The following is a 25298-nucleotide window of genomic DNA, read 5'->3' as shown; positions in this document are numbered from 1 at the left end:
CCGAGAGTAAACGCTCCCACCGCAAATCGTGACCTTCATGGTTGGTGGACTGCTCGGCGCTGGTAGTGGACCGGCACCACCTCGGGGTGGTGTCCTCGCACCAGTCGTCGGCGGGTCACGCCCTGGACGGGCCGATACACATGAAAAGACCGGACCGGCCGCGATGCGGCCGGACCGGTCTGAGCACACGGCTCGCTTCAGAGCTCCTGGCTAGGGCTTTCCGGAGGTTCGGTGTCGACGAGGTACTCCACTGCCGAGACCAGGAAGTCACCGTATCCGTAGATCGCGCCCTGCCTGTCCATTTCGCCATAAATATGAGCGGGGATGGATCCGTTGGAGCTCAGCAGGCACCGGACGGCAACGCGCAGCGCCAGCTCCGGGCAGACGGTCTCGGCGATCTCGTGCCACGCGGCGGAGAAATCGGGACCCGAAACCCCCTCCTGTACGAGACCGCCGGACAGCGCCGCCTCCTTGATCCACCGTTCGAAAACACCGGGAAGCGGAGCGTGCCGACAACCCGAAACCCCGCAGTCGAACCCGGGGCGCTCGGCAAGCCAGGTACGAGCGATATCTTCGACCTGAAGCAGCCAGCCCCTGCCGCCCCCTCCGAAAAGCCCGGATGGGCATGCGGAGGGGGCGCAGGCGTTCCAGAGAACTTCCAGGGAAGCCCCCGAAAGGGCTGACCCGAGAATCCTCCGGACATCCTCAAGGAGGAGGGACACCTTCTCCGTGCGCGGCTCGCCGAGTTCACTGATCCACACATGAACCATACCGCTAGGCGTGTCCGCATAGTTGCGCCAGTCCTGGTGAAATTCACCGGCTAGTCGAGTGATACCGAAATCGAACTCGGCTACATTGACAATGTGATCACTCACGGCTTCAGGTGCCCCATTCAGTGTGGGCGAGGTGGGGGTAAGCAGCCTCGCCCCCAGCCAGATCACCCCAATTGCGGACGAGGACCGGCGTGGCCCTCGCCGGCACATAGAACGTGCGCCCACCAGGGCCCTCTCATCTGTATTTATACAGATGAGTGACGGTTCAGGGTTTCGCTGGTGTCCGTGGTCGTGTGCCTGAATCCGTGGTTGTTGCCGTAATTACTGCCACCAGACGCCCCCAGCACACACGAGCGGCCCCACCAGAATCCGGTGGGGCCGCTCGCTTTTCATCTCTGTTCAGCATCATGCAGCTGACGCCACACCACGGCAGTAATCAGCGGCTTGCTTCAGCGTGAAGGTCAGCAGACCTTCAGAGGGACGCTGCCGAGTTGCCTCTTCGTAGGCTCGCCACGTGTCATCAAACCGGCGGACCCTCATACGGGATTGCAACTACGCCCTTCAGAAGAAGGTCTTGTCCCAAGTTCCAGAAATCAGAGCCTGCATGGATTGCATAAACCCATTCCCGACGTACTGCATTCCGGCATCTCCAGCGAGATATACGTCTCCATCGGTCGCGATCAATACCACTTCTTCGGTGGCGAACGCAGAGCCGACGGGGATCAAAGGGCGCCCCACCCTCTGGGAAAATATACGAATGTTACCGGGGTAGAAAGAAAGGGCTTCCTCAGCGTCAATTTGCACGCCCACCTCAATTTCGCGGTACATCCAAGAGATGGAGAACTCTCGATACTCTTCGAGAAATCCACGCAACTCCGCCCCTACGTCATAACCAGCCCCTTCGTAGAGCCTGGACACATGATCGATAGAAGCTGAACCCAGGTCTACTCGGGTTGCGTCGGGGAATGCATCACGCAATCTCTGCTGCCGGGAAGTGTCATTGAATCCGCTCATCCGGTGAGCACCTTCCTGACCGAGCCCGGCACCCAGACTTGACAGTTGGGGCACATTTTGAACTTCTTTCCCTTCTGATTGAGGGTGATGATATCCAAGTTATCCAACGACGCTCCATCATTCAGGGCGTTAGTGCACATGCGTGCTTCTGCGCACACGCCTGGCGGGCGGCCGTTGGGGAGCTGGGATTCTCCAGGCAGCCGGGAGGTCACGCCGGTGTGATGTCCAGTGGCGGGTCCACTCTCACCGTGGTACGTCCTTCCGGTGGTTCGGTCACGCCCTACGCTGAACGCGCCCGGCAGGATTTCACCTTCGGAAAGGCTGCTCGTGACCTGTTCGATCCGAGCTCTGCCGAGCTGGGTCAGCTCACTCTGAAGTTCGGCGTCGCCACAGTTGTGGACCAGGACCGGAGTCGCCCCCGCCAGCACATAGTACGTGTGCAGGTCCTCGACGCTGAGGTCGTAAGTGACGCGCTCCGCCGTGTACGACGTGACCTCGACAATGGCGGTCAGCGCACCGTCACCGTTCTGGAGCTGCTGACCGGCCTTGAGGTCGCCGGCCTGGGTCCAGGCGTTCTGAGTGGCCTCGTAGAACTGGTGGTGCTTGGTGGTCTGGATGGTCTTCGGACCGTCCTTCGTGGCTACGACGACATCGACGTAATCACGGTCGGTCTTGGTGACGACCACCTCCTTGACCCGGTGCTTCTCCTTCTCCTTCTTGCCGGGCTCGGCCGTCAGGACGTAGTCCCCGGCCTTGACCTCCGCGATCGGCTTCGTCGAGCCGTTCGCCAGCAGGACGGCCGTCGCGCCGGTGAAGCTGTGCGGAGTCCGCACTCGGCAGCCTCCCGAAGCGCTCGGCTCCGAACCGGCCTTCGACTTCGGGCCGCGCGCGCTTCCCGCCGCGCCGAAGACGCCGCCCATGGCCGCGCCGATCGCCGTGGCCTTCGCCGCGCCGCCGACGCTGCAGCCCTCCCTGCTACTGATGCAGGAGGTGCCGTATTCGACCGCGCCGGTCGCCGCACCTTCCGTCGCGCCGCTGGCCGCGCCGGAGAGGATCCGGCCGGCAGTGCCCGAGATCAGACGCCCGGCCGCGCCGGCGGCGAAGCCGCCCGCCACGCCGCCGATGACTCCGGTCAGAGCGCCCACGCCGACCGCCATGGCGAATCCGCCCAGCGTCTTGGGGCCGTCGCTCATCATGTAGCCGACGCCATTGGCCGCCGCGCCCGCGAGGGCCGCGCAGCCGATCGCGCCGACACCGGCCGTGATGGCCGTGCAGCCCGCGAAGACCGCGACACCGACCGCCACCGCGGCGATGGTCGAGGCGTGTTGCTTGACGAAGTTGGCTGTTGCCTTGGCTGCCTTCTTGACGGCTGTGCCGACCTTCTTGGCTGCCTTGACCACCTTCTTCGCCACGTGCTTGACGGCCTTGGCGACCTTACGGACCTGCTTCTTTACGTGCTTGACGACCTTGTGGGCGACCTTCTTTACGGCCTTGTAGGTCCGTTTGACGTATCTCTTGACCTTCCGGACGCTGTCGTTGACGTAGCGCACGGTCTTCTTGACCGCCCGGTACGTCCGATACACGGTCTTCTTGACGGCCTGCTTGACCTGCCGCGCGGCCTGCTTGACCACCACGGCGGCCTTCTGGACGGTCGCGACCGTCGCGTGCCAGGCCGTCGTGACGGTCTGCGTGACCTTCTGCGTGACCTTCTTGGCGATCTTCTTGAACCAGTCACCCCAGTGACCCGTCGGGTCGGTGACGGTCATCGGGTTGGCGTTGGCATACGCGTAGCTGTTCGCGGTCACCGAACTCGGGAGCGGGTTCTGGGCGACCGTGTCACGGCTGTTGAACTGGCCCGTCTGCGGCGAGTACCACCGCGCGGCCATGTTGACCTTCGCCGTCTCCGGGTCCGTCCAGCCCGACTGGTAGCCCAGCTGGCCCACCATGCCCTGGGTCGAGACGACCTTGCCGAACGGCGAGTACGTCGTCGAACCGGCCAGCGCCTCACCCGTGGCGGTGAACTGCCCCACCACGTCGGTGTGGAGGTCCGTCAGTGCCAGCACCGACGCGACGCCCGTCTTGATTCCGACCAGCGAACCGTCCGTGTCACGGCTGTACGTCGCCATGCCGTCCGATGCGACGTCGTTGCCCGTACCGCTGTACTGGAACGAGAACAGCGGACCCGAGGTCGGAGTGCTCGCGCTCAGCACCCGGTCGAGGCCGTCGTACGCGTACGTACGGTCGCCCTCGTTGATCACGCGGTTGAAGGCGTCGGCCTTGAGCGAGGTCGTCTTGCCGCCCTCGTCCGTGACCGAGCTCATCGTGCCGCGCGTGGTGTACGCGTACGAACTGTGCCCGTCCGAGGTGAGACGGTTGCGGGCGTCGTAGGTGTACGTGTCACCACCGACGCGCGTGCGGTTGCCCGCCCCGTCGTAGCCGTAGGCCTCCGTCGTGGTCCCGTTGTTCCAGGAGGACAGACGGTTCGCCCAGTCGTACGTGTAGGTGTTCGCGGACGAACCCGCGAGACCGGCCGTCGTCTTCGACGTCTCGTTGCCGTTCTCGTCCCAGCCGTAGGTGATGGACGACTGCTGCGCGCCCGAAGGCGAGGTCAGCTTGTCGTTCGTGACCCGCTGCAGGGCGTCGTACGTGTACGAGCGCTTCGCCTTGCCGGTGCCGTAGTCGATCGACGTGACGTCACTGTTGACGTTGTAGCCGTAGGTCAGTGTGCCACCGGTGACGGCGTCGTTGACCGTCTTCAGACGGCCGGCGGTGTCGTAGCCGAAGCTCGACGTGCCGGATGCGTCCGTCCTCGAGGTCATCGCCCCGTCGCCGTTCCAGGCGAAGGAGGAGGCACCCGAAGGCCCTGCCGCGGACAACAGCAGACCGCGGTCGTCATACGAGAAGGTGTTCTTGTCCGTACCCGTTCCCGCGACGGCCGTGACCCGGTCGTCGGCGTCGTAGTCGTACGTGCGGGAGATCGTGGCGACTTCCGCGCCCGTACCGGCCTGCGTGATCAGCCGGCCCTTGACGTCGTACTCATTGGTGGCGACCACACCACCCGGGGAGCGCTGCTCCTTGGGTCGTCCCGCACCGTCGTACACCGTGGTGAAGGTGCGGTCCGCCGCATTCGGGTGGGTCGGAGTGGAGGGCTCGATGACCGATTCCGGCATCCCCCACGTGTTGTAGGTCGTCAGGAAGGGGTTACCCCGGCCGTCGGTGAAGCGCGTCCGGTTGCCCGCCGCGTCGTAGCCGAAGGTCGTGGTGATCGACTCCGTCGCAGAGACCGGCTGGACCGCCTTGGTGATCAGGCCGGTCGCATCGTTCGTGAAGGTGGTGGTGTGTCCCCGGGCGTCGGTGAGAGTCACCGGGTTGCCCGCCCGGTCGTACGAGGAGCTGCTGCTGCGCAGCACCGTTCCGTTCGTGTCCAGGTCGCTCGTGGTGGTGGCCTGACCGAAGCCGTCGTAGGTGTTCTTGGTGCTGGTGCCGTCCGGGTCCGTCGCGGTGAGGACCTGGCCGTCCATGTTGTAGGTGAAGGTGGACTTGCTGCCCGCAGAGTCGGTCACCTCGGTGACCTCGCCCACGTTGTTGTACTTGTAGGACTGCGCGATACCGGTCGGGCTCACGGTCCGGGACAGGTTGCCGCCCGGCGCGTCGTACTCGTTGATCGCCGTGTAGGCACGCTGCGTCGGCTGACGCACGATGTCCGTGCTGGTCAGCGGGCGTTCCAGGTAGTCCCAGGTGGTCTCTTCGCGGGCGCCGTTCGGCCGGGTGGCCGACAGCTGGTCGCCGTTGGTGTCGTAGACGTACTTCGTCGTACCGCCGCCCGGGTCGGTGACCGAAGCCAGGTCGCCGAGCTGGGTGTACGTGTAGGTCTTGCGGGCACCGAGCGGGTCGACCTCCGCCGTGACCTGGCCGAGCTTGTTGTACTCGTTCCAGCTCGTGGCAGTGATCGGGGTCGAGGATCCCGGCGCCAAGTAGTTCGGCGAGGTGGTAGAGGACTCCTGGCCCTCGGCGTCGTACGCGGTGACCACGACGTTGCCGAGCGGATCGGAGGACTCGGTCGACTCGCCGAAGGTGTTGTAGCCGGTCATCGACACGGGGCGGACGGAGACCGGGGTCCCGCCGTTCTGCTCCGCGTTGACGGTCGGCTCGGTGACCGTGGTCTGCTGGCCCGCCTCGTCGTAGCCGTAGTCGGTGGTGTCGCCGTTGGCATCGGTCACCGACAGCGGCAGACCGCGCTGGTCCAGCCTCCAGGTGTTGCTGTGGACGGAGCTGCCCGCTGCCGGGAGCGTGCCGTCCTTCACCGCGGAGACCTGCGCCGCGGTCAGTGCCTCGCCGTAGACCTGGACGTCGTCGAGACCGCCCTTGTGGCCGCCGCTGTAGCCCCCGGCCGTCTTGTTGCGGCCGATCTGCAGCGGGCCCGTGGACTCCCACGGCGAGGTGAAGGCCACCTCTTGGGCGAGCACGCCGTTGACGTAGAGGCGGATCTTCCCGGCCTCCAGGTCATAGACGCCCGTGAGGTGGGTCCAGGTCCCGGCGGTCACCGGGCCCAGGCCGGACAGCGCCCGCACCAGGGTGTTGGGCTGGACGTCCTGCGTCGGCAGGGCGAAGGTCCAGCCGCCGCTGGTGGAGAAGTACAGCGCGAAGCCGTACGCGGACTTGCCGTCCTGGGAGAGCACGGTGCGGCTGGTCGTGAGGTCGTCCAGCTTGGCCCAGGTGGAGACCGTGAAGCTGCCGCTCGTGTTGACGGCCGGCCCCGAGGACTGCCCGTAGGAGTTGGCGTCGCCGTCGAAGACCGCGCTGCCGCCCCTGTCGGTGCTCACGCGCATTCCGGTGCCACGGGTGACGGTGTTGTTGGCGCCCGAGGAGTCGGCGGCGGAGCTTCCCGTCGTCTCGTCCATCTTGTACCGGGCCACCGGGGCCGTCGTCCCGTCGTGGACGGTCTTGCCCGTGATGTTGCCGAGCTGGTCGTACCGGGTGTCCGTCGTGCTGACGTCACCCGTCGCCGGGTCCGTCTCGGTCTCCGACACGACGTTGTCGTCCGGGTCGTAGGAGACCTTCGTCGTCCGGGCGAGCCCGGCCGGGTCGAGTACCGACTTCGTCGTACGGTCGGCCGCGTCCACCGTGAAGGCGGTCGTGGTCCGGCCGTCGTTGGTCACCTGCTGGAGCAGGTTACCGGCGGCGTCGTAGGTGTTGGCCTGCTGCGTGAAGGACTTGCCGGACTGCGGGTCCTTGCGGACCACGGTGGCCGACAGGCCGTCGTCGGTGTAGGTGTACGCCGTCACCCAGCCCATCGAGTCGGTGATCGACGCGAGGCGGCCGGCGGGGTCGTACGCCCGCGACTCCTGGACCAGGGTGGCCGGTGCCGACGGGTTGTTCGGGTCGCCGGTGTGGTTCAGCAGGCTGGTGGTGAGCGGGCGGTTCTCGCCGTCGAAGGTGAAGGTGTTGACGTTCCCCGCGGGGTCCGTCTCCTTGACCTTGTTGCCGTAGCCGTCGTACTCGAACGACGTGGTGTCGCCGCCCGGGTCCGTTCGGCCCGCCAGCCGGTTGTACGGGTCGTACGTCATGGTCGTCGTACGCGCCGCGTCGCCGCCGGTCACGTCGGAGACCGTCTGGGACAGGATGTTGCCGTCCGCGTCGAACCCGGTGGTCGTCCTGGCCTGGTGCACCGCGCCGGTGACACGGTTGGTGACCGCGGGGCCCGTCTCGGTGACGACCTGGTCGTTCTTGTCGTACGTCTGCGACGTGACGAGACCGGCCGGGTTGGCATCGGATATCTCGGTCCGGGTCAGCTGCCGGCCGAGGTTGTCGTACGTGACCTTGGCCTTGGCTCCGTTGGCGTCGGTGATCTCCGCGAGGTCACCGTTGACGAAGTACGTGTACGAGGTCTTCTTGCCCCCGGCCGTCGTCACCTGGTTCACCAGACCGGCCGGCGCCACCGCGGCGCCGCCCTCGGCCGCCGGGGTGGCGGCCGTGGTGTAGGTGGTGGTGGCGGTGCGGCCGTTCGGGAAGCCGGGCACCGGCGGGGTCGTCACCGCGGTGAGCTTGCCGCCCGTGTCGTAGGTGTTGGTGGTCAGGTAGGTGTTGTCCGTCGGACCCGAGGAACGGCCGTCCCGCTCGGTGAGGAGCAGGTCGTTGCGCAGGTCCATCGGCGGGAACGCCGTGGTGGCGTCCGGGTAGTAGGTGTAGTACGAGGTGGAGCACTTGTTGGCGGCCGTGTCCTGGCAGACGGACTGGGAGACCGTGTTGCCCCGGATGTCGTGGCCGGTGACGCTGCGGTTGCCGTTGGCGTCGGTCACGGTGTGCAGGAAGCCCGCCGTGTCGTAGCCGTAGGTGGTCCGCTTGCCCTCGGTGTCGACGGCGGCGAGCAACCGGTTGCCCAGCTCCGCGTCGTACACGTAGGTCAGCGTCTTGTTGGCGGGGTCGGTGAGCGTGACGGTGCGCACGGGAGCGACACCGGAGGACGCCTTGTACGCGGACCAGTGGCGCGCGACCTCGTCGTCGGTCAGGCCCTTGGGATGGACGGCGACCTCGGCGATGGAACCGGTGAAGAAGCTGACGTCAGCCGGTGAGCTGGTCCACTTGCTGAAGCCGGCTCCGACGAACGTCCGGGACGTCGCCTGGTCGTCCGGCGCGCCCGTGCAGGTGCTCTGCTTGGCGCCGTCGAGGTAGAGCGTCTGCGTGGTGCCGGCGGCCGAGAGGACCGCGTGGTGCCAGCCGTTGTCGGTGACGGACGCCGTGGAGGCGACGTTCGCGTTGCCGTTGCAGGTGCTGCTCCACCAGTGGCCGCGCAGCTTGCCGTCCGCGCCGACGTAGAGCAGGTCGCTCCAGTCGCCGCTCACGCCCGCCGGGTCGTTGGGCGCCTTGGACTGATCGCTCATGATCACGCCGGGCTTGGTGGTCTTGAACCACAGCTCGACCGAGCGGTCGGCCTTCGTGTGCAGCGGTCCGTAGGGCACTTCCACGAAGGAGCTGGTGCCGTTGAACTGCGCCGCGGTCACGTCACCCGCGCCGAACGGTCCCGCCACGCCCTGCGTGACGGTGTTGTACGTACCGAAGCCGGTGTGCAGCTCGTTGGCCGCCTGCGCGGCGCCCTGCGTGTCGTCCATCCGCCAGTAGCCGGACGGGGCGGAGCCCATCACGGCCGAGCGGTAGACCTGCGAGGAGCCGGTGACGGTGGCCGGGTTGAGCTTCCAGGTGCCGCCGTTGCCGTCGGTGGCCTGCTGGACCAGGTCGTCGGTGGTGCCGTAGGTGACCGACGCCTGGGTCTTGCCGGCCGGGGTGGTGATCTTGTTCAGCAGCCCGGCGGACCGCTTGGCGGCCTGGTACTGGGCGCCGATGACGTCCGCGGTGAGCGGCTCGGTGTAGATGGCGGCCTCGGCCAGCTGGCCGGAGAAGTGGCCGAGCTGGTCGCCGGCGTTCATGGCGGGCCAGTTGTGGGTGTTCACGCCCGCGCCCAGCGTGATGTACGGGGTGTTCCAGTCCTTGATCTGGCCGGTCTTGCTGCCCTGCGAGGCGCCGTCCAGGTAGAGGGTCTGGGTGTTGCCCGCGCCGGTGAGGGTCGCCTGGTGCCACTGGCCGTCGTTGACGGAGGCGGCGGAGGTGATCGTGGTGCTGCAGACACCCGTGGCGAGGCAGCCGCGCAGCTTGCCGTCGGTGCCGACGTACAGCGCCGGGGTGTTGAACTGGGTGGTGCCGACGGGGTCGGAAGCACTCAGCGGCTTGTCGCCGTAGTAGAAGAGGACACCGCCGGCCTGAGTGGTCTTGAACCACAGCGAGATCGTCGTGTACGAGGGCGTGGCGCCGGGGGCGCTCGGCATCTCGACGTACGACGTGGTGCCGTTGAAGGTGGCCGTCTTCTGGGTGGAGCCGGCCAGCAGGCTGCTGCTGCCCAGGGTCACGTTGCGGTAGAGGCCGTTGTACTTGCCCTGGTTGTTGTCGACGGTGTCCTTGGTGACCGTCGCACCCGAGGCCTCGCCGAGCCGCCAGTACGCGTACGGGTCGGCGTCCAGCACCGTCGTGCGGTGGTGGTTGCCGGTGGCGTACGTGTAGACCTGGCACTTGGCCCAGTCGGCGGGCGGGCACACCTTGGTGAGCTGGTCACCGGTGTAGGTGTACTGCCACGTCTGGGCGCTGCTCGGGTCGGCGAGCACCGACGGGTCCGTGTACACGGTCGCCACGTGCGGGGCGGTGGCGCCGGCCGGCGTGTCCCAGGTCAGCCCCAGCGAGCGGCCGGCCGTGGTGCTGGCGATCTTCGTCAGCTGCTTGGAGGCGTTGTAGGTGAACGTCTCCGCCCGGCCGGCGAAGTCCACGATGCCGGCTATCGCGTAGACGCCGGTCTTCGCGGTCGCCTGCGTGAAGGAGTAGGCCGTGAAGTCCTTGTCGGTCAGCTTGTATCCGCCGCTCACCGTCTCCAGGCGGGCGTAGCGGCCCAGCGGGGGCACGAAGGTGCCGTCGGTGTTGCGGCCGAAGGCGACCTGCTCACCGCCCGGATAGGTGATCGCGACACTGGTGACCGTACCGGCACCGTCCTTGGTCTCGGCCGCCTTCATGTCGACGACCGTGGACCAGGCGGCGCCGAAGGCGCTGTCGATCCGCGGGTCGATGCTGTTGTACGAGCGGTCGATCTGGAGCGACGGGCCGACGACGGGTACGTCCGCGTCGGTGTCGTCGGTGGTGTAGTTGCCGTCGGACGGGTCGAACTCGTGGCCGTCGTTGTTCTGGGCCAGGCCCGAGGTGACGGGCGGCTGCGGCACCGTGGTGGAGAAACGGCTCGCCGAGTACAGCACCGAGGCGTATCCGTCGGTGACGCTCACGTACCAGGAGTAGTTCTTGCTCCAGCTCAGCTTGCCCGCGGGGACCTTCCAGGCACGGTCGGCCGTGAGGCCGGACGTGGCGACGGGGGTCGTGCTCCCGCTGTCGGCGTCGTACACCTCGAAGGAGTACGTCAGCGCCCCGGGCCAGTTGTCGGCGTCGCTCGCGTAGACGAGCAGCTCCGGCTGCAGGGTGTTGGCCTGGAAGTTCTCCGGCGGGTACTGGGCGTCGACCTGCGGCTTGGTGTTGGCCGTGTAGGTCAGGTCCAGGGCGGGCCGCCAGGCGGAGGTCGCCGAGTTGTCGGAGTGGAACTTCTTCCAGTGCAGCGCGTCGCCGGTCGGCGCGGTCAGGGCGAGACCGAAGTTGGAGCCGCCGAGGGCCACCTGGTCGAACCAGGCGGTCTGGAGCGACACCGGCATCTTCACGCCGACGTTGGTGGCGCCGGTGGTGTTGGTGCAGGACGCGCCCGGCGCGGGCGTGGTCGACCCGATGGCCGTGCCGAAGCTCGGACCCGGGTAGCCGGTGACGCCCGAGGGGGTCCACGCCTGCGTGATGTGGTTGACGGAGAACGACTCCGGGGTGCAGGTCGAGGACCAGAGCGCGTACACGTTCAGGGTGGCGGCGGTGACCCGCTGCCCCGCGAGCGTGGTGCCCAGCGAGGAGAACTGCAGGAAGGAGTTCGCCTTGTTGGTTCCGGAGTCGTACGAGCCGACCTTGATCTGGTTCTCGGTGGAGTGGTCACCGGAGATCGTGTTCTGGCTGTACGTGGAGTTGCTGGAGGTGACGGTCGGGTCGACGGTCACCGGGTAGACCCGCTCGGGGGCGTCCAGCCAGGCACGGTCCGCGGTCATCCGCAGCGCCGGCTTGCCGTCCACGCTGGTCAGCTCGTAGGTGACGGCCCGGGACTGCGCGGCGTCGCCGGAGCGCGGGTCGATCTTGGAGTCTTCCATGAACGCGTGCGGGATGGTGGCGGTCACCTTGCCGTCGGCGTCGGTGAACTCCACGTCGCCGTCGGCCGCGATCCGCGGGGTCAGTCCCTTGCCGTCCAGGAGGAAGGTCCAGGAGTTCGCCGCCTTCGCGGAGCGCAGGACGAGGTTCTCTTTGAAGCCCTCGGCGAGCGGCACGAGCTGCACGTCGGTGTCGGGCAGCACGCCGGCGTAGGTCGCGGTGCCGTTGGCCGCCACGGTGGGCGCGGCCTTCGAGGCACCCTTCAGCGCGTACGCGAGGGAGCGCCCGGAACCGAAGTCGATGGAGGCGAGCTGCTGGTCGGCGGCGTTCGGAGCGAACTCGACGTCGAGCGAGTTGGAGCGCTCCTGGAGCCGGCCGTCCGTGTCCGCGACCAGACCGGTGTCGATCTGCTTCCAGGTTCCGTCGTCGGCCTTGAAGTTGGTGCGGCTGGCGAAGTGACGGACGGTGGTGGAGCCGTCGGCATTGACGTAGAGGTCCGAGGTCGCCGTGGACTTCTTGGCGTCCCGCTTGCTGGTGCGGGCGTCGAAGCTCTGCGCCGTCCCCTTGGCCGTGCCGGTCGTGGCCGTGCCGGGCTGATCGGTGTGCCGCTTGTACGAGTCGAGTTCGCCCTTGCCCTTACCGGGCTCGCGGCCGGCGCCGCCCTCGGCGCTGGTGTCCTCGGCCGAGGCCTTGTGGCCCTTGCCGCGGGCGGTGCCGCCCTGCTGGTCGGGGGTGTCCAGCGGGGACTTGCTGACCCAGCCCATCAGGCTGGATATGGAGAGTTCGGGCATGCTCAGCGACGGCAGCGTGGCGCCACTGGCCGCCGCCGTCTCGGTGGTGAGCATGCAGGAGAAGGAAATCAGGACAGAAAGAGCAGTAGCCCTCGCTCTTCGCCTGCCGGTACGACCCGGCGGGAAGAGGCGAGGGCTACGGACCCAACGAACGCGCATGGGTGAGCCTTTACTTACACGTTGCCGACAAAAGCTCCGTGAGCGTGCCCGATCGACGAGCGCGAACGCCAACCCAGATCCGCAATTTTGCGGGATCTTTACCCGACACGTGGAACCGATGCTTGTCCGTTACACTCCCGAGCTGTCGACGGCCCGTCTGATCGCTTCCGCCACGGTCTCCTTGAGGCTGTCACCGGACTTCGCAACCATGACATTTCCGGCGGTTGCCGCACCGTCGACCACGACGAACCGCGCTCGCGGATACTGCTTGGCCCCCGCCTCCGTGACCTCCACCTGGGCGGCGCCGACCGCCAGCACCACGTCGCACTTGCGCTGCATCAGGCTGTTGAAGAGCGGGCGGGCGTTCTCGGCCGACGGCTCCCCGACGACCGGGACGTACGTCACCCGGGCGCGGGTCTCCAGCGAGGCCTTCTGCATCCCCTCCCACACCGGAGCGGCGGCCGCGCCGGTCACGATGCCCTTCTCGTCCGTCAGCAGACAGGCGTCGAACTCCTTGTACTGGCGCGCCCTCGGATCGGGGGGTCCGTCCTGCCCGCCGGTGAACAACCAGCCGCCCACCAGGCAGAGGGCCAGCACGGCGGCGCCGCCCGCCACCCATCCCGCACGGCCGCGCAGCGCACCGGCCGCACCGGCCAGCACCCGGCCGAGTACCGCCCCCCTGCTACCGGATTCGGGGCGATCAGCCTGGTTTCGCCAGGTACGTCTGGTTTTCATCTGGACTCCGCCGCCTGCTGCTTGACGGTCAGGCAGTGCACTGCGGCTCCGGCCGTGGAGACGGCCAGCAGCAGGAAGTCGAGGCCGGCCTGCCAGCCCTCGGTGTCCACCGGCGTGAGCGCGGCCTGGAACCACCAGCCGACCATGGCGAAGCCGAAGGCGAGCGCGGTCACCCAGTCGGCGCGCGTGCCCCGGCGCCACGCGATGACCAGCGAAGGCACCGCGCCCAGCACTCCGAGGCTCAGTACCGGCACGGCCGCCAGCAAGACCCTGGGAAGCAGCCCGGGAACGGACCCTCCCCCCGACGGGGCCACACTCTCGACGGCGACGGGATCCTTCACGATCGGCTACCTCTCGGGAACACGTTTGACGAACACGGATGCGGACAGGACGCCGTACGGTACACCGCACTGCGGAATCTGCCATTCCCGGGGCCCCCGGCCGCGAGCAGGCGTCAGCGCGCCCGGCCGCGAGCAGGCGTCAGCGCACCCGGTCGCGGGCCGACGTCAGCGCACCCGGTCGCGGGCCGACGTCAGCGCACCCGGCCGAGCCACTGGAGGGTGCGCCGGACCTCCGCCGAGAAGGGGTGCGCGGGTCCGTGCAGGCGCTCCGCGTCGAAGAGGAGGCGGGCCAGGGTGTCGTGGGCCGCCGGGCGGTCGCCGAGGGCGAGCAGCAGCTGCGCTATGCGGCGGCGGACCTCCAGCGGGAGGCCCGGGTCCGGGTTCGCGTAGTGGTTCTCGAAGAGCGGGAGCAGCGAGCGGTACTCGGCGAGGGCCGCCGCGGGTTCGCCGAGCTGTTCCAGGCACTGGGCCGCGTCGTAGCGGAAGCGCAGGGACTGCGGGTCGCCGGCCGGGAACTCGTCCGCGAGGCGTCGCAGTTCGGGCAGGGCACGGCGGTACTGGCCGTCGTCCATCAGCGTGGCCGCGTACTGCTTGCGCAGGGAGCGGACCACCGTCGAGTGCTCGCCGTGCTGCTCGGCCGCCGCCGGGAGGATGCCGCCGAGGATGTCCACCGCCTGGGTCAGCCGCCCCTGGTCCAGGAGCTTTTTGGCCTCCTCCACGGCCGCCGGGACATCGGGCCGGGCCGGGCCGGGCGGGGTGGAGGGCCGCGGCGGGATCACCATGGCGCGGTCGGGCCAGGGGGCCTGCGGGCGCAGGAAGGGGCGGGTCGGATCGAGCGGCCCGGTCGGGGCTCCCGAGCCGTGGTGGGGCAGCAGCGGCGCGAGGGCCGCGTACACCTCCTGCGCGGAGGCGGGCCGGTCCTGCGGGTCCTTGGCCAGGAGGCGCAGCAGGACCGCTTCGAGCTGCTGCGGGACCTCGGGGCGCAACTGGCGGACCGGGAGAGGGGGTTCGTACAGGTGACGGTGGAGCACCCCGAGGGCGGTGGATCCGGCGAAGGGCACGTTGCCGGACAGGAGCTCGTACAGCACCACGCCCAGGGCGTAGAGGTCGGTGTGCGGGCCGACGGCTCCGCCCATGGCCTGTTCGGGGGCCATGTACGCGGGGCTGCCGATCGGGGAACCGGTGCTGGTGAGGCGGGTGGTGTCGGTGTCCATCACCGAGGCGACACCGAGGTCCAGGACCAGGACGGTTCCGTCGGGGCGGACCATCACGTTGCGCGGCTTGAGGTCCCGGTGCACGATCGGCACCGCGTGCACGGCCGACAGCACCGAACACAGCTGCGCGATCACCGAGACCGCCCACGGCCACGGGTACGGATCGTGCTCGGCCAGGTGGTCGGCCAGGTCGGAGCCCTCGACGTACCCCATGACGAGGTACAGCTCGTCGCCGTCGCTGCCCGCGTCGTGCACGGTGACCAGCCCGGGGTGGTCCACCTGCGCCGTGACCCGGCATTCGCGCACGAAGCGGCGGCGCAGCTCGTCGGCCACGGAACCGGGGCCGGCCACCTTGTCGGGGCGCAGCAGTTTGACCGCGACGCGGCGGTCGAGGCGGCGGTCGTACGCCGTCCAGACCTGGCCCATGCCGCCCTGGCCCAGGATGGTGGCGAGCTGGTAGCGGTCTCCGATGAGGCGGTCCGTCACCGGCGCGGGCCGTCGCCGTGGGGGCCGTCACCGTAAGGGCCGCCGTGGTGCGGTGGCTGCGGGGGCTGCTTGCGGAGCAGTTCGCTGAGCTCGTCGAGTTCGGCGCGGACCTGCCCGATGCGCGGCGGGGCGGGGGCCTGAGCCGGGGCGGACTCGGGGGCCGGCTGCGCGACGGGCGTCGGGGACTGCCGGGGCGCGTACGGGTACCCGTACGCGGGAGCCTGCTGCGGCGGTACGTACGGAGCGGGCGGCGCCGGGTACCAGGGCGCGGGCGGCGCCGCCCTGCCCACCGATTGGTGGCGGATGTCGGCCACGAGGAAGTACGCCGTGACGGCGACACCGGTGGCGATCGTGCAGGCGGCACCGAGGTTCGCCTGCCAGCCGCTGTTGTCGGGGGTCGGGTCGAGCCCGCTCAGCAGCACCCAGAGGAACTCCGCGGCGACAGAGGCACCCAGCAGCCACCAGTCCCGGGACTTGCGGGTCACCAGGGCGAGCCGCAGCATCGTGCCCCACGCGAGGAGCCCGCAGCTCAGGACGGGCAGCAGCGCGAACAGCACGCGCAGCCCCACCGCGCCTCCGGTGCTGGGCTGGTGACCGTGCTGCGGCGGGATGCCGGGGCCTTGCATCGATGCTCCTGACGGGCCGTACGAACGGGGGTTCCGGGCCTGAGCGTATACAGCGTTTCCGGCCGGAGTGAGCTGATGCGCCCAACCGTTGCACGGTCGCAGCCGGGCCCTTACACGGGCCTCCGCGCGGGCCCCGCGCAGACCTCGCCCAGCCCCCCGCGCGGGCCCTGCCCGGACGTCACGCCGGCCTCACCGCGGCCTCACCGTGCCGTCCGACAGCCCGTCGTACAACCCCTGTACGAGCTGCTCCCCGAGCCTCGCCGCCAACCGCAGCGCGTCCTCGAACTCGGCGAGCTCCCGGAAGCGCGCCCCGTAGACCTCCTGCTCGGCCAGCGGCAGCCGGGGCAGCCGGAGCCTGCGCACGTCGAGCCGCGTCGTGGTGGAGGCGTGGCTGCTGGCGCGGCGGTTGTTGGCGGTGCCGCGCAGGAATCCGGCCAGGAACCAGGGGTCGAGCGCGGCCGGGTCGGGCCGCAGCAGGTGCAGGCCCTTGCCGAGCGCCGCCCCGGCGGTGGCCGCGTCGACGACACGGGCGACGCCCGCGCCGCCGGCGAGCGGGACGACCACGTCGCCGGGCGCGGTGAGCAGGGGTACCTCCGCGGCGGCGGCCAGGGTCCCGGAGGGCCCGGTCCCCGCGGCCACGTCGTGCTCGGTGAGTACGGGGGCCGGGCCGGCCCCGCTGCCGGTGCCCGCGTGCAGCAGCAGGGCTCCGGCGCGGGCGAGTTCGCCGATGGTGGTGAGCGGCAGCCGGGCCGGGGGTTCGCCGGCCCGGGCCGGCGGGCCGGCGGGGGGCGGGGGCGGCGGGGTGAGCCGGGCCGCGCGGTTCAGCGTCGCGTCGAGCCGTTCCCGTACGGCGGCCAGCTCGGCCACGCCGCCGCCGGCGGTGGGCGGCGGCAGGTGGCGGGCCGGGGTCAGGTCCACGTCGTCGTCGAGCAGGTCGATGACGGGGACGACCCGGCTGACGCCGGGGACCTCCGGAACCGCGCCGGCGCGGTCGTACGCCGCCCAGGTCCCCTCCACCACCTCGTGCACGGCGGGCCACTCGGCCCGGGTCTGCCCTTCGGCGGCGAGTCCGGCGGTGTCCACGAGGAGCAGCCCGGAGGGCGGCGCCCCGTGTGCGGCGGGCCGCCGCAGCACCCACAGGTGCAGCGGGATCCCGTACGGCGGCGCGGCCCCCGCCGGCAGGGCTACGACGGCGCGCAGCGCGCCCCGGCGCAGCAGGTCGGCGCGGATGCGGCGGCCGGAGCGGCGGGCGGCGACGGCGGGCGGCATGAGGAACGACGTCCAGCCCGGCACCTACCGCTCGACCGGCAACGGCGAGAAGGCCAACTGCTACTGGGAGCGGGCCAAGGACTCCTCGGGCGAGGTCGACTCGCTCCTCGACAACGAGAACGCGGTCGGGTCCACGTACGTGACCATCGAGGCCTCCGACAAGATCTTCAAGTCCCAGGACTGCAAGGACTGGGAAGCCGTGGACCCCAAGGCGGCCGGAACCCCGAAGGCGGAGGCCGCGGGCAAGGCCGGGATGCTGAAGGTCGGCGTGGACATCGCCCCCGGCACCTACAAGTCCGCCGGCTCCACCGAGGACGGCACCGGCTGCTACTGGGAGCGCACCAAGGACGCCTCGGGCAGCACCGATTCGATCACCGCGAACGAGAACCCCACCGGGCAGGCCGTCGTGACGATCGCCGCCGGCGACGGCTACTTCAAGACCACCGACTGCCAGGACTGGAAGAAGGCGTAGCCGACGGCGGGTGAGGACACCTTGCCGGCGAACGAGGGGACCTCGAAGACCGCCGCCCCAAGGGCGCCGGGCCCCTGCCGCGACTCCCAGCGAGCGAATGCCGCGAAACCCGCGTAGCGTCGCAAACGGGCGGGCCGGGAGCCGGGCTACGAGCGCAGGCCGGGAGCCGGGCTACGAGCGCAGGCCGGGAGCCGGGCTACGAGCCGAGGATCGTGGCGAGGAACTCCCCCGTCCAGCCCAGCAGTTCCCGCCCGACGAGCGGCTTCCCGCCCACCCTGGCCGTCTTGGGCCGCGGGATCAGCACCTGCGAGGTGGCCGGCTTGAGCACCGAGCCCGGGTAGAGCCGCTTCAGGCGCAGCTCCTGCGACTCGCGCAATCCCACCGGTCCGAAGCGGATGTTGGGCCCCTGCAGGGTGATGTCGCCGACCCCGCAGGCGCGGGCGAGCATCCGCAGTCCGGCCACCAGCAGCAGGTTCTCCACCGGCTCCGGCAGCTTGCCGTAGCGGTCGGTGAGCTCCTCGCGCACGGCCTTGACGTCCTCTTCGGAGTTGGCGGCCGCGATCGACCGGTACGCCTGCAGGCGCAGCCGCTCGCCCGGCGCGTAGTCGTGCGGGACGTGCGCGTCCACCGGCAGCTCGATCTTCACCTCCAGCGGCGGCTCCTCCTCCACCCCGCCCTCGATGGCGGCCCGGTAGTCGGCCACGGCCTCGCCGACCATGCGGATGTAGAGGTCGAAGCCGACGCCCGCGATGTGGCCCGACTGCTCGCCGCCGAGCAGGTTGCCCGCGCCGCGGATCTCCAGGTCCTTCATCGCCACGTACATGCCGGCGCCCATCTCGGTGTGCTGGGCGATCGTCGCGAGCCGCTCGTGGGCGGTCTCGGTCAGCGGCTTCTCCGGCGGGTAGAGGAAGTACGCGTACCCGCGCTCACGGCCCCGGCCCACGCGGCCGCGCAGCTGGTGGAGTTGGGAGAGGCCGAAGTTGTCGCCGCGCTCGACGATGAGGGTGTTGGCATTGGAGATGTCGATGCCGGACTCGACGATCGTCGTCGAGACGAGGACGTCGAACTTCCTCTCCCAGAAGTCCACCACGACCTGTTCCAGGGCCTGTTCGGACATCTGCCCGTGCGCCGTCGCGATGCGCGCCTCGGGCACGATCTCGCGCAGCTTGGCGGCCGCCCGGTCGATGGACTCGACCCGGTTGTGGATGTAGAAGCACTGGCCCTCGCGCAGCAGTTCGCGGCGGATGGCCGCGCCGATCTGCTTCTCCTCGTAGGGGCCGACGAAGGTCAGGACCGGGTGGCGCTCCTCGGGCGGGGTGGTGATCGTGGACATCTCGCGGATGCCGGTGACCGCCATCTCCAGGGTGCGCGGGATCGGCGTCGCGGACATGGTCAGCACGTCGACGTTGGCGCGCAGCTTCTTCAGCTGCTCCTTGTGCTCGACGCCGAACCGCTGCTCCTCGTCGACGATGACCAGGCCCAGGTCCTTGAACTTGGTCTCCTGCGAGAAGAGCCGGTGCGTGCCGATGACGATGTCCACCGCGCCCTCGCGCATGCCCTCCAGCGTCGCCTTGGACTCGGAATCGCTCTGGAAGCGGGACAGCGCCCGCACCTTGACGGGGAACTGCGCGTACCGCTCGGAGAAGGTCCCGAAGTGCTGCTGCACCAGCAGCGTGGTCGGCACGAGGACGGCCACCTGCTTGCCGTCCTGGACCGCCTTGAAGGCGGCGCGCACCGCGATCTCGGTCTTGCCGTATCCGACGTCGCCGCAGATCAGGCGGTCCATGGGGACCGACTTCTCCATGTCCTCCTTGACCTCGGCGATCGTGGTGAGCTGGTCGGGGGTCTCCGCGTACGGGAAGGCGTCCTCCAGCTCGCGCTGCCAGGGGGTGTCGGGGCCGAAGGTGTGGCCGGGGGCCGCCATACGGGCGCTGTAGAGCTTGATGAGGTCGGCGGCGATCTCCTTGACCGCCTTCTTCGCGCGCGCCTTGGTCTTGGTCCAGTCGGCGCCGCCGAGCCGGTGCAGGGTCGGGGCCTCGCCGCCGACGTACTTGGTGACCTGCTCCAGCTGGTCGGTGGGGATGTAGAGCCGGTCGCCGGGCTGGCCGCGCTTGGCGGGCGCGTACTCGACGAGGAGGTATTCGCGGGTGGCGCCCTGCACGGTGCGCTGCACCATCTCGACGTAGCGGCCGACGCCGTGCTGCTCGTGGACGATGTAGTCGCCGGCCTCCAGGGTGAGGGGGTCGATCGTCTTGCGGCGCCGGGTGGGCATCCGGCCCAGGTCCTTGGTGGCGGTGCGCTGGCCGGTCAGGTCGGTCTCGGTGAGGACGGCGAGCTTGAGGACCGGGTCGACGAATCCGTTGTCGAGGGAGCCGCACGAGACGTGGACCAGGGACGGTTCCAGTGAGGCGAGGTCGGCCTCCAGGCGGGCCGGGATGCCCTCGCCGCCGAGTACCTCCACGGTGCGGGCGGCCGGGCCGTGCCCCTCGGTGAGGTAGACGGTGTGCCAGCCGTCGGCGATCCAGGCCTTGGTGTCGGCGAGCGCGCGGGCGGTGTCGCCGCGGTAGGCCTCGGGGGCGCGCATGCCGAGCTTGAGAGTGTCACCGCCGGTCAGGTCCCCCTCGTCGGCGGCGAAGGGGGACACGGACCACCACATCATGCCGAGCTCGCGCGCGTGCTCCCGTACGTCGGCGATGCCCCGCAGCGAGGCCGCGCCGACGTCGATGGGTGCCACGCCGCCGCCGGCGGTGGCCGCCCAGGAGGCCATCAGGAACTCCTGCGAGGTCGCCACCAGGTCGGAGGCCCGCGTCCGCACCCGCTCCGGATCGCACACGACGGCCATCGATCCGGCGGGCAGTACGTCGATCAGCAGCTCCATGTCGTCGACCAGGACCGGGGCGAGGGACTCCATGCCCTCCACCGCGATCCCCTCGGCGATCTTGTGCAGCAGCTCGCCGAGCTCGGGGTGGAGCTCGGCGAGGGCCGCGGCGCGTTCGCGCACCTGGTCGGTGAGGAGCAGCTCCCGGCAGGGCGGTGCCCACAGACCGTGCTCGGCGATCTCCAGGGACCGCTGGTCGGCGACCTTGAAGTAACGGATCTCCTCGACCTCGTCGCCCCAGAACTCCACGCGCAGCGGGTGCTCCTCGGTGGGCGGGAACACATCGAGGATGCCGCCGCGCACGGCGAACTCGCCGCGCTTCTCGACGAGCTCGACGCGCGCGTACGCGGCGGCCGCGAGCGCCGAGGTGACCTCCCCCAGGTCGACGCTCTCGCCATGGCGCAGGCTCACCGGTACGAGGTCCCCGAGCCCCTTGACCTGCGGCTGGAGCACGGAGCGGATCGGTGCGACCACGACGGAGACGGGACCCGCGGCGGGGTCGTCCTTGCTCGGGTGCGCGAGCCGGCGCAGCACGGCGATCCGGCGGCCCACGGTGTCGCTGCGCGGCGAGAGCCGCTCGTGCGGCAGCGTCTCCCAGGACGGGTAGTCCACCACCTCGGCCTGCCGGCCCGGGGGCATCATCGAGCGCAGCGCGGCGGCCAGGTCCTCGGCCTCCCGGCCGGTGGCCGTGACCGCGAGCACGGTCCGCTCGGTACGGGTGGCCAGCGCGGCGATGGCCAAGGGCCGCGCGGCGGCCGGGCCGACGAGGTCCACGTGCATGCGGTTGCCGTCCCCGGCCGCGGTGACCGCTTCGGCGAGAGCGGGGTCCCGGGTGACGGCGTCGAGCAGTCCGTGCAGGCTCATGAAGCGGCTTTCCGTCCGGTGAGGTGCCGTGGGGCGGCAACGCGAAGGGCCCGACACGTCTCACGGGCCGGGGGCTCCCACCCTACGACGCGGGGGTGACACCCGCGCGAGGGATCGGCGCCGTGGCGGAGGGCGGGGTGTCGCCACCCTCGTGAGGGATCGGTGCCGCCGGGAAACGGGAGCCCGCCCGCGCCGGGGCGGCGCGGCGCCGGGCGGGGCGGCCGCCGCTCGGGCCCCGCCCAACGCAGACCGGCCCCGGTCCGCCCGAAGGGGTGGACCGGGGCCGGGGTGTTCCCCCGTACGACCGAGCGGGCGGCTACTCGCTGGCGATCGCGTTCAGCACATTCATCCGGCCCGCCCGGAAGGCCGGGAAGAGCGCGGCCAGCAGGCCGACCAGGGCGGAGCCGGCGAAGACTCCGAGGATCGTCGGCCACGGGATCTCCAGGACCTTCATGCCCTGCAGCGCGAGGAGCTGGTGGGCGGTGGCGCCCCAGCCCATGCCCAGGCCGAGTCCCAGCAGGGCTCCGAAGAGGGCGATGACCACCGACTCCAGGCGGATCATGCGGCGCAGCTGGCGGCGGGAGAGGCCGATGGCGCGCATCAGGCCGATCTCGCGGGTCCGCTCGACCACCGAGAGGGCCAGCGTGTTCACCACGCCCAGGATCGCGACGATGATCGCGAGCGCGAGCAGGGCGTAGACCACGTTGAGCAGCTGGCCGACCTGGTCCTTCAGCGCCTGCTTGTAGTCGGTCTGGTTGAGCACCTGGTACTGCGGGTACTGCGCCAGCTCGTCCTTGAGCGCCTTGTACGCGGCGCTCTCCTGGCCGTCCTTCGCGGTGGCCAGCACCATGAACGGCCTCGGCAGCTTGTCGGCCGGGACGTTCGCCTCGGCGACGGCGGTGCTGACGTACTTCATGCCCTTGTCGAGGTTGCCCTCGTCGCTGGTGATCGCCGCGACCTTGAGCTTGGCGGTCTTGCCGCCGGTGAAGGCGACCGTCAGCTCGTCGCCGAGCTTGACGTGGTGCTTGGCGGCGTACTCCGAGCCGACCGACATCGACTGCGGACCGTAGGCCGCGGCGTGCTCGCCGGCGGTCATCTTGCGGCGGATGTCCTTGGCGTACGTGGGGTCCTGGGCGCCGAGGCCGTCCGACTCGGTGGTGCCGTCGGGGGCGGTGATCTTCGCGTCCAGCTCCCGGTACGCCGTGACGTGCGCCAGGCCCTGCGTCTTGCGGAGCGCCTCCTCGGCCTGCGGTACGACCGGCTGCCCGGTCTGCGACTGGACGATGAAGTCCGCGCCGACCGACTTGTCGAGCTCGTCGGTGGCGGAGGCCACCATCGAGGAACCGACCACCGACAGGCAGGCGACCAGCGCGAGGCCGATCATCAGCGCGGCGGCGGTGGCGCCGGTGCGGCGCGGGTTGCGCAGCGCGTTGCGCTCGGCGAGCCGGCCGATGGACCCGAAGGGCCGCAGCACCGGGGCGGACAGCGCACGCACCACGACACCGGCGAGCAGCGGGCCGATCACGATGAAGCCGATCAGGGTGAACAGGACGCCCAGGCCCAGCCACAGGGATCCGGTGCCGGCCTTGTCGGCCGTCGCGGCGAGGAACAGGCCCGCGGCGCCGACGCCCGTGAGGACCAGGCCGATGGCGGCGCGGATCCGGCCGGCCTTCTTGTCGCCGGGGGTGCCGACCTCGCGCAGGGCGGCCATCGGGGAGACCTTGCCGGCCCGGCGGGCCGGTATGTAGGCGGAGACGACGGTGACGACGATGCCGAGGAAGACGCCGATGGCCGGGGTGGTCCAGGCGATCGTCAGATCGTCGGTGGACAGGCTCATGCCCATCTGGCCCATGAGCTTCATCAGGCCGACGGCCAGGCCGATGCCCGCGCCGACGCCGAGGAGCGAGCCGACGACACCGAGCAGGAAGGCCTCGACCACGACGGACTTGAGCACCTGGCCGCTGTCGGCTCCGATGGCGCGCATCAGGCCGATCTCGCGGGTGCGCTGGGCGACCAGCATCGAGAAGGTGTTGAAGATCAGGAAGATGCCGACGAGGAAGGCGATCGCGGCGAAGCCGAGCATCACCCACTTCATGATGTTCAGGAAGGACATGTCCTTGCGGTTGGCGTCCGCGGCTTCCTTCGCGGTCTGCAGCTTGTAGGTGTCGGCGCCGACGGCGGTGGCGACGTTCTGCTTGAGCTGCGCGTCGCTCACCCCGTCCTTGGCGGTGACGTTGACGTGCGTGAAGACGTCCGGGGCGCCGAGCAGCTTCTGCTGCGCGGTGGCGGTGTCGAAGTAGACGACGGTCGCACCCGGGTTGGTCACGGTGAAGGCGGCGATTCCGGTGATCTTGGAGCGTATGTCGCCGGTGACGGCGATGGTGCGGATGTCGTCACCGAGCTTCAGGTGGTGCTTCTTCGCGGTGTCACCGTCGATCATCGCCTCGGTGGGGCCCCGCGGGGCCTGACCCTCGATGATCTTCATCGACTTGAGTTCGTTCTCGGTCCAGTTGCCCGCGAAGGTCGGGGCGCCGGTGGTCGAGCCGAGGTTCTCGTTCTTGGAGTTGACGACGGTGACGGCCATCGAGGCGACGCCGCCCTCGACGGAGTTCACGCCCTCCGCCTGCCGCACCCGCTCGACGACCGAGGCGGCCAGCGACTCGGGCTTGCCGGTGTCGGGGGTCTCCCCGCTGCTCTCGGCCTTCTTCGGGCTGACCGTGACATCGGAGTTGGTGACCGCGAACAGCTTGTCGAAGGTCGTGTTCATGGTGTCGGTGAACACCAGGGTGCCGCAGACGAAGGCGACGGAGAGCATGACGGCGACGGCGGAGAGCGCCATCCGCCCCTTGTGCGCGAAGAAATTGCGACGCGCGGTCTTCATGACGGTCATGACGTCCGCCCGCGCGCGTCGAAGTCCTTCATCCGGTCCAGGACCTGCTCGGCGGTGGGCGCGTACATCTCGTCCACGATCCGGCCGTCGGCCAGGAAGATGACGCGGTCCGCGTAGGAGGCGGCGACCGGGTCGTGGGTGACCATCACGATCGTCTGGCCCAGCTCGTCCACCGAGCGGCGCAGGAAGCCGAGCACCTCGGCGCCGGCCCGGGAGTCGAGGTTTCCGGTCGGCTCGTCGCCGAAGATGATCTGCGGACGGGCCGCGAGGGCGCGGGCGACCGCCACGCGCTGCTGCTGGCCACCGGAGAGCTCCGTCGGACGGTGCTTGAGACGGCCCGCCAGACCCACCGTCTCCACGACCCGGTTCAGCCACTCCGCATCGGCCTTGCGGCCGGCGATGTCCATGGGGAGCGTGATGTTCTCCAGGGCGTTGAGCGTCGGCAGCAGGTTGAAGGCCTGGAAGATGAAGCCGATCCGGTCGCGGCGCAGCTGGGTCAGCTTCTTGTCCTTGAGACCGGTGATCTCCGTCTCGTCCAGGTGGATCCGGCCGCTGCTCACCGTGTCCAGGCCGGCCAGGCAGTGCATCAGCGTGGACTTGCCGGAGCCCGAGGGGCCCATGATCGCGGTGAACTGGCCTCGGTGGATGTCCACGTCGACCGAGTCGAGGGCGACGACGCGCGTCTCTCCGGAGCCGTAGGCCTTGACGACCTGCCGCGCTCGCGCCGCGACGGCTCCATGCCCTCCAGTGCCCCCGTGCCTGGTTTCGGTCATAGCCGTTGTCACGGTGTTTCCCCTCGCTCGATTCATACGGTCCGTCGGTTCACTCGAAAGTCTCTTGGGCGGGGGGCTCCGGCGCGCTGGTGCCAAGCGCCGTATCCATACGGGTGCTAGCCCTACCCCCCCTGCTTCCCGCCCTGTAGTAACCAGTTAAAGACCGCCGCGGCCCGACTTCCTCCTCCGCCGGGACGAAGCGTCCCTGGATCCTTATGAGGAGCAACCCCTAGCTTGGTCTTTAACGTCCG

11 protein-coding genes and 1 pseudogene are annotated in these 25298 nt (G+C 69.8%); 1 reads left to right on the top strand and 11 read right to left on the bottom strand.

From position 1 onward, the window contains the following. Positions 1-197: 197 nt before the first annotated feature. From J7F03_RS39155 to J7F03_RS39120, 8 genes and pseudogenes are all read right to left on the bottom strand, one after another. Positions 198-875 (bottom strand): hypothetical protein, encoded by a 678-nt coding sequence (locus J7F03_RS39155; protein ID WP_214957983.1) that lies wholly within the window; start codon positions 873-875, stop codon positions 198-200. Between the two features lie 459 nt (positions 876-1334). Then, positions 1335-1787, bottom strand: a complete 453-nt coding sequence (locus tag J7F03_RS39150) for an SUKH-3 domain-containing protein (protein WP_214957982.1) — start codon at positions 1785-1787, stop codon at positions 1335-1337. Continuing rightward, on the bottom strand, positions 1784-12394 hold the full coding sequence (locus tag J7F03_RS39145; RefSeq protein WP_251073159.1) for a LamG-like jellyroll fold domain-containing protein: 10611 nt from the start codon (positions 12392-12394) through the stop codon (positions 1784-1786). The genes J7F03_RS39150 and J7F03_RS39145 overlap by 4 nt, the downstream gene beginning before the upstream one ends. Before the next feature lie 234 nt (positions 12395-12628). After that, positions 12629-13234, bottom strand: coding sequence for a BMP family ABC transporter substrate-binding protein (locus J7F03_RS39140; protein ID WP_214957980.1), 606 nt, complete (start codon positions 13232-13234; stop codon positions 12629-12631). Further along, positions 13231-13488: a hypothetical protein gene (locus J7F03_RS39135; protein WP_214957979.1), complete on the bottom strand. Its 258-nt coding sequence runs from the start codon at positions 13486-13488 to the stop codon at positions 13231-13233. Before J7F03_RS39135 ends, J7F03_RS39140 begins: the two co-directional genes overlap by 4 nt. A 278-nt stretch (positions 13489-13766) precedes the next feature. After that, complete coding sequence (locus J7F03_RS39130; RefSeq protein ID WP_214957978.1) at positions 13767-15275, bottom strand: serine/threonine-protein kinase; 1509 nt, start codon at positions 15273-15275, stop codon at positions 13767-13769. After that, complete coding sequence (locus J7F03_RS39125; RefSeq protein ID WP_214957977.1) at positions 15272-15901, bottom strand: hypothetical protein; 630 nt, start codon at positions 15899-15901, stop codon at positions 15272-15274. Before J7F03_RS39125 ends, J7F03_RS39130 begins: the two co-directional genes overlap by 4 nt. 189 nt (positions 15902-16090) lie before the next feature. After that, positions 16091-17188, bottom strand: a pseudogene (locus tag J7F03_RS39120) (SAM-dependent methyltransferase); the annotation flags it as partial. Between J7F03_RS39120 and J7F03_RS39115 the strand changes: the two are divergent. Continuing rightward, a complete protein-coding gene (locus J7F03_RS39115) occupies positions 17169-17642 on the top strand; it encodes a hypothetical protein (RefSeq protein WP_214957976.1) in 474 nt (157 codons plus the stop codon). The pseudogene J7F03_RS39120 and the gene J7F03_RS39115 sit on opposite strands and share 20 nt — an antisense overlap. A gap of 196 nt (positions 17643-17838) precedes the next feature. On the opposite strand, the gene mfd is transcribed toward J7F03_RS39115, so the two are convergent. From mfd to J7F03_RS39100, 3 genes are all read right to left on the bottom strand, one after another. After that, the gene (gene mfd, locus J7F03_RS39110; protein ID WP_214957975.1) at positions 17839-21384 is read right to left on the bottom strand and encodes a transcription-repair coupling factor; all 3546 of its coding nucleotides are present in this window, start codon (positions 21382-21384) and stop codon (positions 17839-17841) included. Between the two features lie 316 nt (positions 21385-21700). Continuing rightward, a complete protein-coding gene (locus tag J7F03_RS39105; protein ID WP_214957974.1) occupies positions 21701-24274 on the bottom strand; it encodes an ABC transporter permease in 2574 nt (857 codons plus the stop codon). Continuing rightward, positions 24271-25047 carry an ABC transporter ATP-binding protein gene (locus tag J7F03_RS39100; RefSeq protein WP_251073158.1) on the bottom strand — a complete coding sequence of 259 codons (777 nt, stop codon included), beginning with the start codon at positions 25045-25047 and terminating at the stop codon, positions 24271-24273. Before J7F03_RS39100 ends, J7F03_RS39105 begins: the two co-directional genes overlap by 4 nt. Positions 25048-25298 lie beyond the last annotated feature (251 nt).

Source organism: Streptomyces sp. ISL-43, assembly GCF_018614195.1.
Lineage (GTDB): Bacteria > Actinomycetota > Actinomycetes > Streptomycetales > Streptomycetaceae > Streptomyces.
This window is presented reverse-complemented; position numbering and strand designations above follow the sequence as displayed.

Bases quoted from the DNA above. Each gene is read 5' to 3' on its own strand.
- J7F03_RS39105 (WP_214957974.1), bottom strand. From the start codon at position 24,274: ATGACCGTCATGAAGACCGCGCGTCGCAATTTCTTCGCGCACAAGGGG.
- J7F03_RS39140 (WP_214957980.1), bottom strand. From the start codon at position 13,234: ATGAAAACCAGACGTACCTGGCGAAACCAGGCTGATCGCCCCGAATCC.
- J7F03_RS39125 (WP_214957977.1), bottom strand. From the start codon at position 15,901: ATGCAAGGCCCCGGCATCCCGCCGCAGCACGGTCACCAGCCCAGCACC.
- mfd (WP_214957975.1), bottom strand. From the start codon at position 21,384: ATGAGCCTGCACGGACTGCTCGACGCCGTCACCCGGGACCCCGCTCTC.
- J7F03_RS39145 (WP_251073159.1), bottom strand. From the start codon at position 12,394: ATGCTCACCACCGAGACGGCGGCGGCCAGTGGCGCCACGCTGCCGTCG.
- J7F03_RS39115 (WP_214957976.1), top strand. From the start codon at position 17,169: ATGAGGAACGACGTCCAGCCCGGCACCTACCGCTCGACCGGCAACGGC.
- J7F03_RS39150 (WP_214957982.1), bottom strand. From the start codon at position 1,787: ATGAGCGGATTCAATGACACTTCCCGGCAGCAGAGATTGCGTGATGCA.
- J7F03_RS39100 (WP_251073158.1), bottom strand. From the start codon at position 25,047: ATGACCGAAACCAGGCACGGGGGCACTGGAGGGCATGGAGCCGTCGCG.